The 14,388-nt window shown below is 36.2% G+C and carries 16 protein-coding genes; all 16 read right to left on the bottom strand.

Going from position 1 to position 14,388, the window contains the following annotated elements:
• Position 1 precedes the first annotated feature (1 nt).
• The 16 genes from ACEN25_RS08830 to ACEN25_RS08755 all read right to left on the bottom strand — a co-directional run bounded on the left by ACEN25_RS08830 (position 2) and on the right by ACEN25_RS08755 (position 14,371).
• On the bottom strand, positions 2–1,345 hold the full coding sequence (locus ACEN25_RS08830) for a tetratricopeptide repeat protein (RefSeq protein ID WP_441802586.1): 1,344 nt from the start codon (positions 1,343–1,345) through the stop codon (positions 2–4).
• 10 nt (positions 1,346–1,355) lie between these two features.
• The gene (locus ACEN25_RS08825; RefSeq protein WP_441802585.1) at positions 1,356–2,366 is read right to left on the bottom strand and encodes a sugar phosphate nucleotidyltransferase; all 1,011 of its coding nucleotides are present in this window, start codon (positions 2,364–2,366) and stop codon (positions 1,356–1,358) included.
• A gap of 95 nt (positions 2,367–2,461) precedes the next feature.
• Complete coding sequence (dut, locus tag ACEN25_RS08820; RefSeq protein WP_028377136.1) at positions 2,462–2,896, bottom strand: dUTP diphosphatase; 435 nt, start codon at positions 2,894–2,896, stop codon at positions 2,462–2,464.
• A 7-nt stretch (positions 2,897–2,903) separates the two neighbouring features.
• The gene (locus ACEN25_RS08815; protein ID WP_441802584.1) at positions 2,904–4,343 is read right to left on the bottom strand and encodes an oligosaccharide flippase family protein; all 1,440 of its coding nucleotides are present in this window, start codon (positions 4,341–4,343) and stop codon (positions 2,904–2,906) included.
• 89 nt (positions 4,344–4,432) lie between these two features.
• Positions 4,433–4,864 carry a hypothetical protein gene (locus ACEN25_RS08810; RefSeq protein WP_441802583.1) on the bottom strand — a complete coding sequence of 144 codons (432 nt, stop codon included), beginning with the start codon at positions 4,862–4,864 and terminating at the stop codon, positions 4,433–4,435.
• A 117-nt stretch (positions 4,865–4,981) separates the two neighbouring features.
• Positions 4,982–5,854 carry an ATP synthase F1 subunit gamma gene (gene atpG / locus ACEN25_RS08805; RefSeq protein ID WP_441802582.1) on the bottom strand — a complete coding sequence of 291 codons (873 nt, stop codon included), beginning with the start codon at positions 5,852–5,854 and terminating at the stop codon, positions 4,982–4,984.
• A 32-nt stretch (positions 5,855–5,886) separates the two neighbouring features.
• Positions 5,887–7,467, bottom strand: a complete 1,581-nt coding sequence (gene atpA, locus ACEN25_RS08800) for a F0F1 ATP synthase subunit alpha (protein ID WP_028377132.1) — start codon at positions 7,465–7,467, stop codon at positions 5,887–5,889.
• A 49-nt stretch (positions 7,468–7,516) separates the two neighbouring features.
• Complete coding sequence (atpH, locus tag ACEN25_RS08795) at positions 7,517–8,056, bottom strand: ATP synthase F1 subunit delta (protein WP_028377131.1); 540 nt, start codon at positions 8,054–8,056, stop codon at positions 7,517–7,519.
• A gap of 15 nt (positions 8,057–8,071) precedes the next feature.
• Entirely contained in the window at positions 8,072–8,572 is a 501-nt protein-coding gene (locus tag ACEN25_RS08790; RefSeq protein ID WP_028377130.1) for a F0F1 ATP synthase subunit B, read from the bottom strand.
• Positions 8,573–8,660: 88 nt separating this feature from the next.
• The gene (gene atpE / locus ACEN25_RS08785) at positions 8,661–8,852 is read right to left on the bottom strand and encodes an ATP synthase F0 subunit C (protein WP_028377129.1); all 192 of its coding nucleotides are present in this window, start codon (positions 8,850–8,852) and stop codon (positions 8,661–8,663) included.
• A 47-nt stretch (positions 8,853–8,899) separates the two neighbouring features.
• On the bottom strand, positions 8,900–10,096 hold the full coding sequence (gene atpB, locus ACEN25_RS08780) for a F0F1 ATP synthase subunit A (protein ID WP_441802581.1): 1,197 nt from the start codon (positions 10,094–10,096) through the stop codon (positions 8,900–8,902).
• A gap of 91 nt (positions 10,097–10,187) precedes the next feature.
• The gene (locus ACEN25_RS08775) at positions 10,188–10,583 is read right to left on the bottom strand and encodes a DUF6168 family protein (RefSeq protein ID WP_441802580.1); all 396 of its coding nucleotides are present in this window, start codon (positions 10,581–10,583) and stop codon (positions 10,188–10,190) included.
• Positions 10,583–10,798, bottom strand: a complete 216-nt coding sequence (locus ACEN25_RS08770) for an AtpZ/AtpI family protein (protein WP_028377126.1) — start codon at positions 10,796–10,798, stop codon at positions 10,583–10,585. Before ACEN25_RS08770 ends, ACEN25_RS08775 begins: the two co-directional genes overlap by 1 nt.
• Positions 10,767–11,171 carry a bactofilin family protein gene (locus ACEN25_RS08765; protein ID WP_028377125.1) on the bottom strand — a complete coding sequence of 135 codons (405 nt, stop codon included), beginning with the start codon at positions 11,169–11,171 and terminating at the stop codon, positions 10,767–10,769. Before ACEN25_RS08765 ends, ACEN25_RS08770 begins: the two co-directional genes overlap by 32 nt.
• Before the next feature lie 4 nt (positions 11,172–11,175).
• A complete protein-coding gene (gene porW, locus ACEN25_RS08760) occupies positions 11,176–13,719 on the bottom strand; it encodes a type IX secretion system periplasmic lipoprotein PorW/SprE (protein WP_441802579.1) in 2,544 nt (847 codons plus the stop codon).
• A 133-nt stretch (positions 13,720–13,852) separates the two neighbouring features.
• Positions 13,853–14,371, bottom strand: coding sequence for a hypothetical protein (locus ACEN25_RS08755; RefSeq protein ID WP_441802578.1), 519 nt, complete (start codon positions 14,369–14,371; stop codon positions 13,853–13,855).
• Positions 14,372–14,388: the final 17 nt, after the last annotated feature.

The raw sequence follows: 14,388 nt of genomic DNA, 5'->3' as shown, positions 1-14,388 counted from the left end.
GTTAATTCAAATTATTAATTAGCTCGCGATACTTAGTCGCTTTGTTTGCATCTCCCAGCGTAACATAAGCGCGTACCAACTCACTGTAAAAATCTGCAAGCATTTTAGAATCTTCAACTATATAGTCTAAACCCATTTCTAAATATTCTGCAGCATTCTTAGATTTACCCAAATTGTTTTGAGCAACTCCATAAACCAAATAAAACAAGGCTTGAGCAGGATACAAGCTCAATGCTTCCTCACTAAGGTATGTGGCATTTTCAAACTGTTTTGCTTCAAGCTGAAGCATAAGCAAATTGCGCAATACACCTAAATCTGAAGGATTCTTTTTATATGCATTCTCGTAATAAGACAATGCCTTGTCGTTTTCTTTATTCTTTAAATAATAAGCTCCTAATTCTTCATTTACATCTGTATTTTCTTCGTTAGAAAATAATGTAATTGCTTGCTCCAGTTCGGGCTCAAACTCAGGATTACGATCTACAAAAATCAAAAAATCATTTAAAACACTGTGTTTTGCCTTCGCTTCAATCTTTGAACTTCGCATCACTCTCTCAAGGGAGGCAACCGCTTGTTTAACATTACCACTTTCTAAATAATATTTGTACAACGCCATGTGTACAATCTCTGCCTTTGGGTTTACTTTTAATAAGCGTTGAGCCGTTTCATAGGCCTGTTGTGTCTTACCCTGCTCACTGTAGACGTAAATAAGATTGAGATAATGCTGTTCATTTTTAGGACTAGCAGCTATTTGTTTTAAAAGTGCTTTTTCCTGAACATCTCCTCCACTTAAGGCTAGCGCTTGCTGGCGTATTTGATTGCGATAAGCATCTTTGCCTAGTTTCTCATCAAGCTCATCTATGAGGCTTATAACTTCTCTGAAAGAACCCTTACGCAAATAAATACGCGCTAAGTCTTCTTTATATCTAATATCAAATTTTACGAGTTGTTTTACAAGATCTATAGCTTTCTCAAAGTCCTGACGCGCATAATAAACATCATATAGACTTACCATGATATCGCGTTGGTTTGGCTTTAATTGTAGCGCCTTTAAATAATTATTTTCGGCCTCCTGCACATTGCCTAATAATGCTTCATTATTTCCTTTCTCAAAATAAAGAATGGCTTCCTGCGGTCGTAGTGAGATGCATTTATCTAAAGCGATTATAGCCCGCTCGTAGTTTTGTATGCCTTTTTGCTTTAGCGCTTCAAAAAAATACTCTTGAAAATCGTCTGTTACATCTTCAAGATTGTCAACATTTACGTCTTTTAAGGTAGCAGGCTCCTGTGCTTCCGCCAACGGCGAAAACAAAGAAAATACGAGTAAACACGTAAATAATTTCATTGTATAAAAGCTATATCAATTCTGAATAGTCACCAATACTAATTTCGGTAAAATTACCATTGTATTGGGCGTAATTACCTATCATGGCGTTTTTTAATTGTGCATTTTTAATAGTGCTGAAATTCTGAATTAAACTTTGCTCAATGGTACTGTTTTCAATAACGGTTCCCTTACCTACGGAAACGTTAGGGCCTATTGTTGAATCTTTAATCACCACATCATCACCCAGATATACCGGCGGAATAATCGATGCGTTCTCTAGTTTTGCCGAAGGAGAAACCAATTTTTGCTCTTCTGTATGCAAAAACTGAAGCATTCTTCCGTTAGTTTCTACCGTAACATTTTTATTACCACAGTCCATCCACTCGTCGATTTTTCCAGGTTTAAAGACATAGCCTTTAGCTTGCATTTGTTTAATACCATCGTTAATCTGGTATTCGCCACCATGCATTAAATTAGCGTCGAGAACAGCTTGCAATTCTTGTTTAAGAACACTGCCCTCTTTAAAATAATAAATACCTATAACGGCTAAATCTGAAACAAATTCTGTAGGTTTTTCTACAAGACCAGTAATTTCTTTGTTTTCATTTAAAGAAACCACACCATAGGCCTGCGGGTTTTTAACCTGCTTTACCCAGATTACACTATCTGTTTCTTTGTCTAACGTAAAATCTGCCCTAAAGAGTGTATCTGCATAAGCAATCACACACGGGCCGCTCAAAGATTCCTGAGCGCACATAATCGCATGACCTGTTCCCAGCGGTTTATCCTGATAGTAAATAGTACCTTTTGCACCTAGACGTGCAGCAATTTGCTTTAAATTTTCTTCGGTTTCTGAGCCAAAATCTTCTGCAATGACGAAAGCTATTTCTTCAATTTTCTCTTCAAGAACAGCGGCTATATCTTCTACCAGACGTTGTACTATAGGCTTGCCGGCTATGGGAATTAACGGTTTAGGGATTGTTAACGTATGTGGTCTTAGACGAGAACCCCGCCCTGCCATAGGAACTATTATTTTCATTTTTTATTTCTGGTATTTTTCCTGTAAAGTGTTTTGCACAAAAGCTCTTCTGGTAAAAAAGCAATTGAGTTAATATTTCCGCTTTTGCGAAAAAATTATTTGGTTCCGGTACTGCCAAAGCCACCAGCCCCACGAACGGTTTCACTTAGAACATCGACTTCATTCCAGTTTGCACGCTCATGTCTTGCGATAACCAATTGTGCTATGCGCTCCCCATTTTCTATAGTAAAATCTTCATTAGATAAATTAACGAGGATTACGCCTATTTCGCCGCGGTAGTCTGCATCAATAGTTCCCGGCGCATTAAGTACGGTAATTCCGTTTTTTGCAGCCAGACCGCTTCTAGGTCTTACCTGAGCTTCTATTCCTACCGGCAACTCTATAAACAATCCTGTTTTTATAATAGTGCGCTCCAAAGGTTTTAAGGTCACGGGAGTCATAAGTTCTGCTCGTAAATCCATACCTGCAGAAGCTTCAGTCTCGTAATGTGGTAGCGCGTGACTCGATTTATTAATAATATTGATTTGCATAATTTAGTTATTGATTTGTATTTCGGTTTAAAATTCCAACCAGCTCCTTTTTTTCAAGCATAAATACCAGTAAAGCAAAAGCTATTAGAAACCCGAAATTCACAATATAAGATTCTCTTAAGTAATAAAATGAAACCATAGCAATTGTGGTAGCTACAGTAAGATACATCGCAATACGTGCGGTATTGTAAGGTATCCTGTAGTGTTTTTGCCCGTAAAAATACGAAATCATCATCATCACACCATAAGCAACCACAGTAGCATAGGCCGAAGCCATAAAACCAATCTCAGGTATTAGTAATAGGTTTAATCCTATCGTTAGCGCTGCTCCTATTATTGAAAAATACATGCCGTATAAGGTCTTATCTGTTAGCTTATACCAGACTGCTAGGTTGTGGTAAATACCCAGAAAAAGATTTGCCAAAAGAATGTATGGTACAATTTCCAAGGCCTTAAAATATTCGGCATCACGAATTAGAATATCCTTAAAGAAATCGATAAAACAAACGATAATCATTAAACCTAAGGCTCCTGCTATCGTAAAGTATTTAAGGATTGTTGCATACGTTGCAGGCGCATTTTTTGACTGGGCGTGATTAAAGAAAAAGGGCTCTGCTCCTAACCGAAAAGCCTGTATAAAAATTGTCATAAATACGGCAAGTTTGTAACACCCGGAATACGCACCCATAATCTCCTTATCGAGCATATTCCCAAGGAGCAACTTGTCTAAATTCTCATTAATTACAAATGCCAAACCGGCAACTAAAACCGGCCAACCGTATTGCCATAATTGTTTAAAGAGTTGCCTGTCAAAAATAAGTTTAATGCGGAAAAAGTCTGGAGCGATGAGCAAGAAGGTTACTGCACTTGCAGCAAGATTTGCGATAAATATATATACGAGAATATTTTCGGAATTATACCAGGAAAACTTGAGATCAAAATATGGGATTGCCCAAAGGAAAAAGAGATTGAGCACCACATAAATAGCCAGATTCACTAATTTGATACCTGCGAATCGCAATGCCTTACCTTTGGCTCTCAAATATGCGAAAGGAGCGACTACGAGCGTATCTAATATAGTTAACCCTATCAAATACCCGAAGTATTCGCTGCGAAGCTCTAAAGCTTCCGAAATGGGATTTTTAAATACGAATAGGAGTCCGAACGCGACAATTGCTGTAGTGGTTAGAGCAATTAAAACCGTACTATACACCCGATCTTTATTTTCTGATTTCGAAAAAAAGCGGAAAAAAGCGGTTTCCATACCATAGGTAAGGAGAACATTTAGAAAAGCTGCACCAATGTAGAATGAAGTGTTCTCTGCGTAGTTAACAGGATCCAATACATCTGTATGCAAAGGAACCAGTACAATATTCATTATACGAGGCAAAATAGTAGCAAGACCATATACCGCAGTATCCTTTACAAATCGCTTTAATACACTCAAAGAGGTTATTTTTTAAAATTCAAAAATAGGTTATACACATCAATCTATAAAGGGTGTCCTATTCACCTTTTAAATACTAGTCTTGCGCTCTAATTGGTATCAAAATTAAGCACCTTATACTTATCTTCTTCACCTAACAAATAGCTCAATAAAGCCTGAGACTTTTTAATTTTAACCGGTGCCTTTACCGGCAATGATGGGAGTGTATTCTTAGATTCTTGAGACATATCGAGGGATAAAATGCGATCTTCAGAATTCAATTTTAAAGCAGCAAAATGAGCTGAGTAGATACCCGGTGAAGAATGGGTAACCCGAGCTTTTTGATTTTCAAAATACAGATAGTTTAACGTGATTGCAGGATTTAGCGCGTCAACTTTAAAGGTTACTTCAAAACTTTTATCTTCAAAGTCAATTCGTTTTAAATTTTCAACCACAAATTCTTCATTTTCTGAAATTTTACCACTACCGCAAGAACCTGTAGCTAGTGCTATTAGAATAAATATTCCCAATTTTATATGCATAGTAATTTTGTATTAAAAGGATTACACAATAATTGAAACCTCAATATTTTTAAAAAATTGTACAAATAAAAAAAGCCTTGCAAATGCAAGGCTTTAATATATGAATTTAATCTACTATTAATTGTTTAATGCTTCTGCACCACCTACAATTTCTAAGATTTCATTTGTAATTGCTGCCTGACGCGCTTTGTTATACGTCAACTTAAGCTGATCTCTTAATTCAGTTGCATTATCAGTCGCCTTATGCATTGCTGTCATACGCGCACCATGTTCACTCGCTACAGAGTCTCTAACTGCCTTAAAAAACTGTGTTTTTAAAGCTTTAGGTATTAATTGCTTTACAATTTCTTCTTTTGAAGGCTCAAATATATAATCTACACTAGGAGCTTCAACGTTTTCAAATTGCTCTTTTAAAGGTACAATAGGTAAGAATTGTTCTCTGGTAACGATTTGTGTAGCTGCATTTCTAAATGAGTTATATACTAACTCTACTTTATCATACTGCCCATTCACAAATAAATCCATCACCTGTTCTGCAATAACTTCTATATTCTCAAAAGTTAAATCATCGTAAACTGCATTATCATTAGATATGATTTTTGCAGATTTCTTCAAGATATCATTTGCCTTTTTACCTACGGTCAAGAAATGAACTTCTTTCCCAAAATAAACCGCATGTTGAATATTCTTTGATTCTTTAACAATGTTTGAGTTAAAAGCACCAGCCAATCCTCTGTTTGATGAGATAGCTACCACAAGTACTTTTTTAACCTCGCGTTCTTCGGCAAAACGGCTACCGCTGTTGCCTTCCATAGAAGCGCTAAGACTTTGTAAAAGTTCGGTTAATTTATCAGAATACGGGCGCATAGCTGTAATAGCATCTTGAGCCCTTTTCAACTTAGCAGCAGACACCATTTTCATAGCGCTGGTAATCTGCATCGTTGAGGATACTGATGAAATCCGGTTACGTATTTCCTTTAAATTTGCCATTCTTTAATTGGTTTTTTCGCTTTGCGAAAAAATTACTTAGTATATCTAGATGAAAGATCTTTTGCTACAGTAGTTAACGTGTCAATAACTTCGTCTGTAAGCTTACCTGCTTTTAAAGTATCAAGCACATCTCTATGCTTAGCATTTAAAAACTCTAAGTAGTCTCTCTCAAATTCTTTAACCTTATCGATAGGCACATTACGTAGCAAGTTTTTAGAACCTGCATAGATAATAGCAATCTGATCTTCTACGGTAAACGGAGTATTTTCTCCTTGTTTAAGGATTTCTACGTTACGTTTTCCTTTTTCAATTACACTTAATGTTGCAGAATCTAGATCTGAACCAAACTTTGCAAACGCTTCTAGTTCACGGAAAGCCGCCTGATCGAGTTTTAAGGTACCTGCAACTTTCTTCATTGATTTAATCTGAGCGTTACCACCTACACGAGATACCGAAATACCTACGTTAATTGCAGGACGTACACCTGAGTTAAATAAATCACCATCTAAGAAAATCTGACCATCTGTAATCGAGATTACGTTTGTAGGTATATACGCCGAAACGTCACCAGCCTGAGTTTCTATAATTGGAAGTGCAGTTAATGAACCACCACCTTTTACGATTGGCTTCAAAGTATCAGGAAGATCGTTCATATTCTTAGCGATATCATCATCTGCAATAATTTTTGCAGCACGCTCTAACAAACGAGAGTGTAAGAAGAAAACGTCTCCAGGATATGCCTCACGTCCCGGTGGACGGCGTAATAAAAGAGACACCTCACGATATGCTACAGCTTGCTTAGATAAATCATCATAAATGATTAGAGCAGGGCGACCTGTATCTCTAAAATATTCACCAATAGAAGCACCTGCAAAAGGAGCATATACCTGCATAGTTGCAGGATCTGATGCATTTGCAGCAACAATAGTAGTGTATGCTAAAGCACCTTTTTCTTCAAGTACATTAGCAATGTTTGCTACGGTAGAAGCCTTTTGGCCTATCGCAACATATATACAATATACAGGCTCCCCTGCATCGTAAAATTCTTTTTGATTTAAAATGGTATCAATACAAACAGTAGTTTTACCAGTCTGACGGTCACCAATAACAAGCTCACGTTGACCACGACCTACAGGAATCATTGCATCAATAGACTTAATACCAGTCTGTAATGGCTCTGTTACCGGTTGACGATAAATTACACCAGGAGCTTTACGCTCTAATGGCATCTCATACGTTTCACCTTGTATAGCACCTTTACCATCTATAGGCTGACCTAAGGTATTCACAACACGACCTACAATACCTTCTCCTACATTTATAGAAGCGATACGTTGCGTGCGTTTTACGATAGCACCTTCTCTAACTTCTTTAGAAGGACCTAAGAGTACAACCCCTACGTTATCTTCTTCTAAGTTCAATACAATACCTTCAAGACCTCCGTCAAATTCAACGAGTTCTCCGTATTGTGCGTTAGAAAGACCGTAAACACGGGCAATACCATCACCTACGGTAAGTACTGTTCCTACCTCATCTAATGAAGCTGATGCTTCAAAGCCTGAAAGTTGTTTCTTTAAAATTGTTGAAACTTCAGCTGGTTTTACTTCTGCCATTTTGTTTGATATCTAATAAGCCTCAATTTAACTCAAGACTTAGTTGTAATTATAAACGTTTACTAAACTCTTTTTGTATTTTATCTAATTGATTTGCAACCGTTGCATCGTATTGCACATCACCTACTCTCAATATAAATCCTCCTATTAAATTAGAATCTATATGATGTTCTAAGGTTACTTCTTTACCATCTGTAATCTCTTTAACCTTTGCAAGAACTTTTGCTTCTAATGAAGCGTCAAGCTCTACCGCAGTTGTTAAATGAGCTACTACAATACCCTTAGATTTATTATAAATGTCAACATAGCTTGAAGCCACATCTCCTAAAATTGCAGTTCTTTTTTTATCAACAAGCAATTCTATAAGACTTATTGTACTCAAGTCATATCCATTAAAAATTGCAAGTAATGAAGCGCGCTTATCATCAGATTTTATAACCGGACTTTTAAGAACATTTCTTAATTCTTTACTTGCGTTGAGGGTCGCCTCAATAGATTTCATATTACCAAAAACAACTTCAGCAGTACCCTTTTCACGGGCCTGTTCTAAAATTGCTTTTGCATAACGTATTGCTGCTCTTGAAGACATGAACTACTTTTTTTATTAATTAAGGGTAGCGTCTTGCAGCATCTTATCTACATACTGCATTTGTTTACTTTTGTCTGAAAGCTCTTCTTTCACCACTTTTTCTGCGATCTGTAAAGAAAGTTCCGCAACCTGACTTTTTAATTCGGCAACAGCAGCGCGCTTTTCTGCAGCGATAGCTTCCTGAGCCTGAAGAATAATCTTGTCTGCCTGAGATTTAGCATCACCTTCTGCTTCAGCGATCATTTTTGCTCTAATCTCACGAGCTTCCTTAAGCATACCGTCGCGCTCTTCACGTGCTTGCTGTAGTGCTCTTTCATTATCTGCCTGAAGATTTTGCATATCTATGCGAGCCTTTTCAGCAGCTTCTAACGCACCTTGAATACCTTCTTCACGATCATCTAATGATTTAAGAATAGGTTTCCAGGCAAATTTTACCATTAGTAAAATAAGCACTAACAATAAGACTGTTTGCATTATAAACAGTCCTGGAGAAAAGTCATTTAATAATTGATCCATAACGTGACCTTGTTTATTGTTTGTTTAATTAAAACTCATTTCCTGCAACCAACCGTTACAGGAGAATGAGTTTTGATTTTTATTTGGATTATTTTCCTAAGAAAAGTGCACCAAATGCTAAACCTTCTAAAAGTGCAGCGATAATAATCATTGCAGTTTGGATTTTACCGGCAGCTTCTGGCTGACGAGCGATACCTTCCATAGCGCTACCACCAATTTTACCTAAACCAATACCAGCACCTAATACGATTAAACCAGCACCTACTAAATTTGGAACCATTGCTTCCATAATTAAAAAATATATAAATAATTAAACAAAAATTAATTTTAAATAAAGTCTGCTCTTATATCTTCTGCATCAACCTCATCGTGACCCTTTGCATCGTGCGCGTGGTCATGATCGTGATCGTGTTCTGCAACAGCCATCCCAATAAATAAAGCGGAAAGCATGGTGAAGATATAGGCTTGTAGAAATGCAACAAGCACTTCTATTAATGTTATAAATAAGGATAATACAAATGATAAAAGTGTTGATCCCGCAGGTGTCAATTCTCCCTTAAGGGTTATCATAATTGCAATAAGGCTCATAATTACAATATGTCCCGCAGAGATATTTGCAAAAAGTCGAACTAATAATGAAAATGGTTTTATTATGAACGCTCCCACTAACTCAATTACCGCTAAGACAGGACGTATGAGATACGGTACTCCCGGCATCCACAGGATGTGCATCCAGTAATCTTTATTACCACTAAAAGTGTAAATTATTAAGGTGAATATCGCAAGAGCTGCAGTTACTGCTAATTGCCCTGTAACGTTAAATCCAAAAGGAGTTAATCCTAATAAGTTCAAAATCCAGATAAAAAAGAAAACCGTTAATAAAAATCCTGTGAATTTTCGATATTTCTTTTCTCCAATGTTTGGTCTTGCTAACTCGTCTCGTACATAAATTACTAGAGGCTCTAACACTCTTCCAAAACCTTTTGGAATTGTTCTTTTCTTGTATTGACGGGCTAAAGATGAAAACCAAATAAGCATAAGCAAACCTATTACCAAAATACCTACAACACTTTTTGTGATTGATAAGTCTAAAGGCATATGTGCATTTACAGGATGATGATCTTCACCCATCTCGACTGCAGTTGCTCCTTCTTCCAGCTCATAAATTTTATCGTGAAGATTTACAAAACGGCTCCCGCCTGCTTCAACAATAACTTCACCATTAATATCATGATGAAAAGCTGATGACATAAATGCTGCAGGCCCATTAGATCCCCATACAATTACAGGTAATGGTAAACCTACAGAATGACGCACACCATCATCTCCCGTATAAGAATACAAATGAAAATCGTGAGAATCTTTTATGTGATGTTGAATATACTCATCTATCTCTTCCTGAGTGTCTAAAGTACCAGCATCATTACTTTCTGCAACGCTGTGTTCCTGAGCCGTGGCCGCGTTTCCAATAGTTAGAAACATCAAAACGGTTAAAAATTGGATAGGTAATTTTGCTATCTTCATTATTATAATTTCAAAAATAAGGCTTGCTAAAATTTGCTGCAAAACTAAACATTTTATTCAGAATAAGAATCATTTTAAAATAAATATACCGCTAAGCATTTCTATTTAAGATTTTTGTAATCACTATCACCTCATAAAACAGGTAAATAAATATGGGTATCAGCAAACTAAGGCTGTCTGGTTTTGTTAAAATTATATCTGAAAACAAGATGTTATTAAACACTAAACAGAACAATCCTATTTTACCAACCATCGTTGCAAGGTAAATAAAGCCCAATTGCTCTGCAAAACGCTTTGAGAAAGTTGCGAGAATCTCAAAACTTCCACAAATAATTAAAGTTGCTATAGCTTGAAACAAATAAATATGTAACAATGAAAAAGGATGCGATAGGTCTTTAGCTTCGATAATATAGCTATGTAAAAAGTATCCTAGAAAAAATAGAACTGCTATAATTACAAAATAGTTAAGTAGACGCTTTATAAGCATTATTTATTGAGTTGTTTTACTCCTCTTATAACGATATACATCGAAAGAAATACGGCAAGTAAAGTGATTGTAGATTCTAAATAGGTGGTTTCAAATTTTTTGTCTAACCAGCCGCCAAAGAGGTTTCCCAGAAATATGGTTCCTCCCATTTGTATGGCTATAGTAGAAAACCTTGCCCAGGTACTAAGCTGATTTTCCGGCTTCTTTTCTGACATCGCTAGTTAAGTTTTTTACACCATTACCCATCACACAACTTGCATTAAAACCGGCGCCCGGTTCTACTGCCAATCTTCCGGTTGCAACTTCCCCATTAATCACCGCACTGGCTCTTAAGTTTAAAAGTTCGTCTACCTTTAATATCCCCTCTACAGTACCTTCTACATCTGCTTCTTTACAAATAAGCGTTCCTTTTAAAAGACCATTTTTTCCTATAACTACTTTGCCGGTACTCTCCATCTTTCCTTCAAGTGTGCCATCTAACCTGAAGTCTCCCTGAGATTTTACATCTCCTATGATAGACGTACCATCACTTATTCTATTTTGTTTGCTTCCCTGGTCTAAATTGTTAGCTACTTTGTCTTTTCTCATAATACTATTCAACTTCTCGATTTTTATAAGCTTCTAAATTCTTATGTATTTGTACGATTCTATAATTGTCTGTACTTATTAAAACAGGTTCTCTAGTTAAAGTTGACGGCTCTACCTCTTTCAAGTTTTCTGCAAAAAACAAGGCTTCAACAGTATTTTTAAAACCATGTACTACCAGGTAACTCGTGGCTGCATCGTAAACATCTGCAGAGGCTGTAATTGTCGCAGGAGCTTCCTCTTTTAAATATGCCGTAAGTGTATCTTCTGTGTTCTTCATTAAGTCCTTTTCAGAAGTATTAAAAACATACAGTAACTTAAAACTTAATGCTTTTGAGTCTGCTTCAAACTCATCACTTTTTAACTGAGGTAATGCCTTATCTATGAGCTCTTTTGCTCGTTTACCTTCTTCCTGATTGGGGTAATTAAGCGCTACATAGTTTAAAGCTTCTTCATAGGCTTCAAAACCTTTGTACCTCCCAATTGCTGTAGCTTTCAGCAATTCAAATTTAGGGACAAAAGCATCGCCTGCAAACTCATCTATATATCTGTCTGAATTTAAAAGTACAGTCTCATACTCTTGATTTTCAAACATTCTATACAATTTGTTATACAGCACTTCTGGGCTATCTTCATCCTGAGTAAGCGCTTTTTCAGGATTTTTTATAATACTTGCATAACGCGTGTCTGCATAGTTTATCAAGATATCATTTTTAAATTTATCTCTGTTAAACGCATCATTTTGATCTAAATACAATTGATACAAATTATATTTTGCCGGTAAAACAAGTCGTTCTTCAGGATTATTATTTAATAAGGTCTCAAGACGCTGTATGGCAAGCTGCGGTTCTTTTAGTTTTTCTTTATAAATAAGTCCTAGCTGATAATACGCAAAATTGCGCGCCGTAGAAATACTGTCTATGACCGGTTTTTCTGATGGAATTTTAGACAGATAAGTTTTTACGTTATAAAGTCCGTTTTCTGACGTTTCCAGCAGGTCTTTAGAGCCGGAAGCTGTGCTTTGTTCCTGAAAGGCTCCCTGCTTGTTAGAAATGCGCCAGTTATCTTCATTAGGCCGGCTACCCCAACGCGATTTAAAATCTAATTTGCCCTGTGCAATTTGAACCGGATTGTAAAAATAAAAAGTGCTCCCTGCAGGTGGCTGATTAGTGGCATCAGCAACAAAAAATTCATTATTTGCAATCGTAGCTTCAGCAATTGCTGCTGCTACAGAATCTTTTGCGCGTTCTTCCTTCAACTGAGTAATATATTCCTCAAAATAAGTGTTCCGCTCTGCGGAACTCATATTTACTAATTTTAAAATACTATCGTTGCGTTTTGAAATACCCTCATATAAAATTACATCGTTGAGATTAGTTCGTTTTTTATGTATGTCTCTAAACTCTCTCGATTTTTCGGGTATAAACGCTAAAGTACTGTCATAATAAGCCCCTGCAGCGAGGTAGTCTGAATTGTCAAAATTGAGTTCTCCCAGACTTAGGTAGTTTCTAGAAACGAGAAATTTATCTGCACTCTTAGATGCAAGGGATTTATTAAAATAGGCAACAGCCGAATCTTGCCTACCTACATTCTGGTAAAATTGAGCAAATTGATAATTTATAATATCTAAATAAGGCCTGTTTTCTCTATTGTTCTCAAGATCTGTCAGGAGTTCAAAAAGTTGCTCCTGATCTTGAGTCTCATAATCAAAATTTGCAATTTTATTTACATAGGCATTAATCATATAACGCCGCGGTGATTTGCGGTTTAGCGCGATGACCTTATCATAGTTTGCATTTGCCAGTTGTGGCTGATTTATTAAATCGTATAACTGGCCTTTAATGAAATAATACCTGCCCTTTTCTTCATTTTTACGCGTTAAAAAGGCTGCCTTCTCTATGTAAACAAGTGCGCTATCTATACGGTTTTCAGTGATGTATCCCTGTGCCAACATAGCTGAAGCGTCTGCATAATCCTGTGCGTCTAGCTTTTTTTCTTCCTCCAGAAGTTTGTGTAGCCGCTCAATTGCAATTTTTGTATTATCTAACCGAAGGTTTGTTTTTTCTTTCCAGATTTTTGCCTGTGCGATGTTATTACTGGCGGGATAATAAGCGAGAATATAATTAAATGCCTCAAGTGCGCGCACAAAACGCATATCGTAGTAGCGTGATTTTCCTAAAAGCATAAACGCCTCGTCCATTTGTGGATTACGCTCTGTGCCATTAATCTGCATACTGTGCTTTTGTATAGCTTTTATAGCTTTTTCTTCGGAAAGTTTAAAACTGGGGTCAACAGCATCGCCGGGTAAAGGCACAAACTCCGGATTTTCTAAACGCTCTACAGGCAAAATTGCCCAAAAATTATCTTGATAACTGTCTATAAGCGCATCACGACCCTGCTCAAAGGCTTGTCTACCATTAAACAGCGTGTTATATTCTGTAGTAAGTGCGTGAAAATTTCTGCTTAGAAATTTATCTTTCTTACGGGAGCATCCCATAAGAACTCCCACTAGCACCGCTAAGATGAGTATTTTTTGTACCTGAGTTTGCAAATCTAATTAAGTATAAAGCAATAACTGCAAAGTAGCAAAATTAGTATGAACGGGTTAAAAAGCCGTTGAAATTAATTTTAGACTAATGAAATCTATCTTCTAATGAATAAAAAAAGAATCTTTCTAAAAGATACTAATTCTTTTCAGGAATATTATAATGTTTCACATCATTAATATTTAACATCTCAACATTAGTTAGTTTGTTTTCATTTATAAGTTCTAATAATTTTTTTGAGATGAATTTATGATGTGTGGCTTCTGGCGAAAAAATATCTGATCCATCCCAAGTTTTATAATCTAAATTATATCCAGTGATAAAGCCTTTTGTGTAATCTCTAATCAGTTTGCCTGATCTTCCAATAGTCTGAATACCAAAATAATCTTCACTAACACCCTCTATACTTACCCTATAGGATTTCCAACCACATATTTTATTAAGCAAAAATAAGTCGTGGCACTTTGACGATATAATAAAATTAACTCCATCATTTAAAAATAAAAAGTCCATTAACTTTTTACCTTTCACTATTTTCATTGTTACTTCCTGGTTAATTTCAATCTTTCCAGAACTTATATCGAAAAAATTATAATTGTATTTTCCCTGCAACAACATAGCTCCATTTACTTGTTTATTTCTGAGGCTAAAAAACATTTTATATCAAATTAAAC

Origin of the sequence: Leeuwenhoekiella sp. W20_SRS_FM14 (genome assembly GCF_052119605.1) — a bacterium.
Taxonomy (GTDB): Bacteria; Bacteroidota; Bacteroidia; order Flavobacteriales; family Flavobacteriaceae; genus Leeuwenhoekiella.
The sequence above is the reverse complement of the archived record's forward strand: the minus strand, read 5'-3'. Positions and strand labels throughout refer to the sequence as shown.

What these genes read in the sequence shown, in the direction of transcription:
- atpA (WP_028377132.1), bottom strand. Translation starts at nt 7,467, where the DNA reads ATGGCAGAAGTAAAACCAGCTGAAGTTTCAACAATTTTAAAGAAACAA.
- atpB (WP_441802581.1), bottom strand. Translation starts at nt 10,096, where the DNA reads ATGAAGATAGCAAAATTACCTATCCAATTTTTAACCGTTTTGATGTTT.
- atpH (WP_028377131.1), bottom strand. Translation starts at nt 8,056, where the DNA reads ATGTCTTCAAGAGCAGCAATACGTTATGCAAAAGCAATTTTAGAACAG.
- ACEN25_RS08810 (WP_441802583.1), bottom strand. Translation starts at nt 4,864, where the DNA reads ATGCATATAAAATTGGGAATATTTATTCTAATAGCACTAGCTACAGGT.
- ACEN25_RS08830 (WP_441802586.1), bottom strand. Translation starts at nt 1,345, where the DNA reads ATGAAATTATTTACGTGTTTACTCGTATTTTCTTTGTTTTCGCCGTTG.
- atpE (WP_028377129.1), bottom strand. Translation starts at nt 8,852, where the DNA reads ATGGTTCCAAATTTAGTAGGTGCTGGTTTAATCGTATTAGGTGCTGGT.
- ACEN25_RS08765 (WP_028377125.1), bottom strand. Translation starts at nt 11,171, where the DNA reads ATGAGAAAAGACAAAGTAGCTAACAATTTAGACCAGGGAAGCAAACAA.
- ACEN25_RS08755 (WP_441802578.1), bottom strand. Translation starts at nt 14,371, where the DNA reads ATGTTTTTTAGCCTCAGAAATAAACAAGTAAATGGAGCTATGTTGTTG.
- ACEN25_RS08775 (WP_441802580.1), bottom strand. Translation starts at nt 10,583, where the DNA reads ATGCTTATAAAGCGTCTACTTAACTATTTTGTAATTATAGCAGTTCTA.
- atpG (WP_441802582.1), bottom strand. Translation starts at nt 5,854, where the DNA reads ATGGCAAATTTAAAGGAAATACGTAACCGGATTTCATCAGTATCCTCA.
- ACEN25_RS08790 (WP_028377130.1), bottom strand. Translation starts at nt 8,572, where the DNA reads ATGGATCAATTATTAAATGACTTTTCTCCAGGACTGTTTATAATGCAA.
- ACEN25_RS08770 (WP_028377126.1), bottom strand. Translation starts at nt 10,798, where the DNA reads ATGTCAGAAAAGAAGCCGGAAAATCAGCTTAGTACCTGGGCAAGGTTT.
- dut (WP_028377136.1), bottom strand. Translation starts at nt 2,896, where the DNA reads ATGCAAATCAATATTATTAATAAATCGAGTCACGCGCTACCACATTAC.
- ACEN25_RS08825 (WP_441802585.1), bottom strand. Translation starts at nt 2,366, where the DNA reads ATGAAAATAATAGTTCCTATGGCAGGGCGGGGTTCTCGTCTAAGACCA.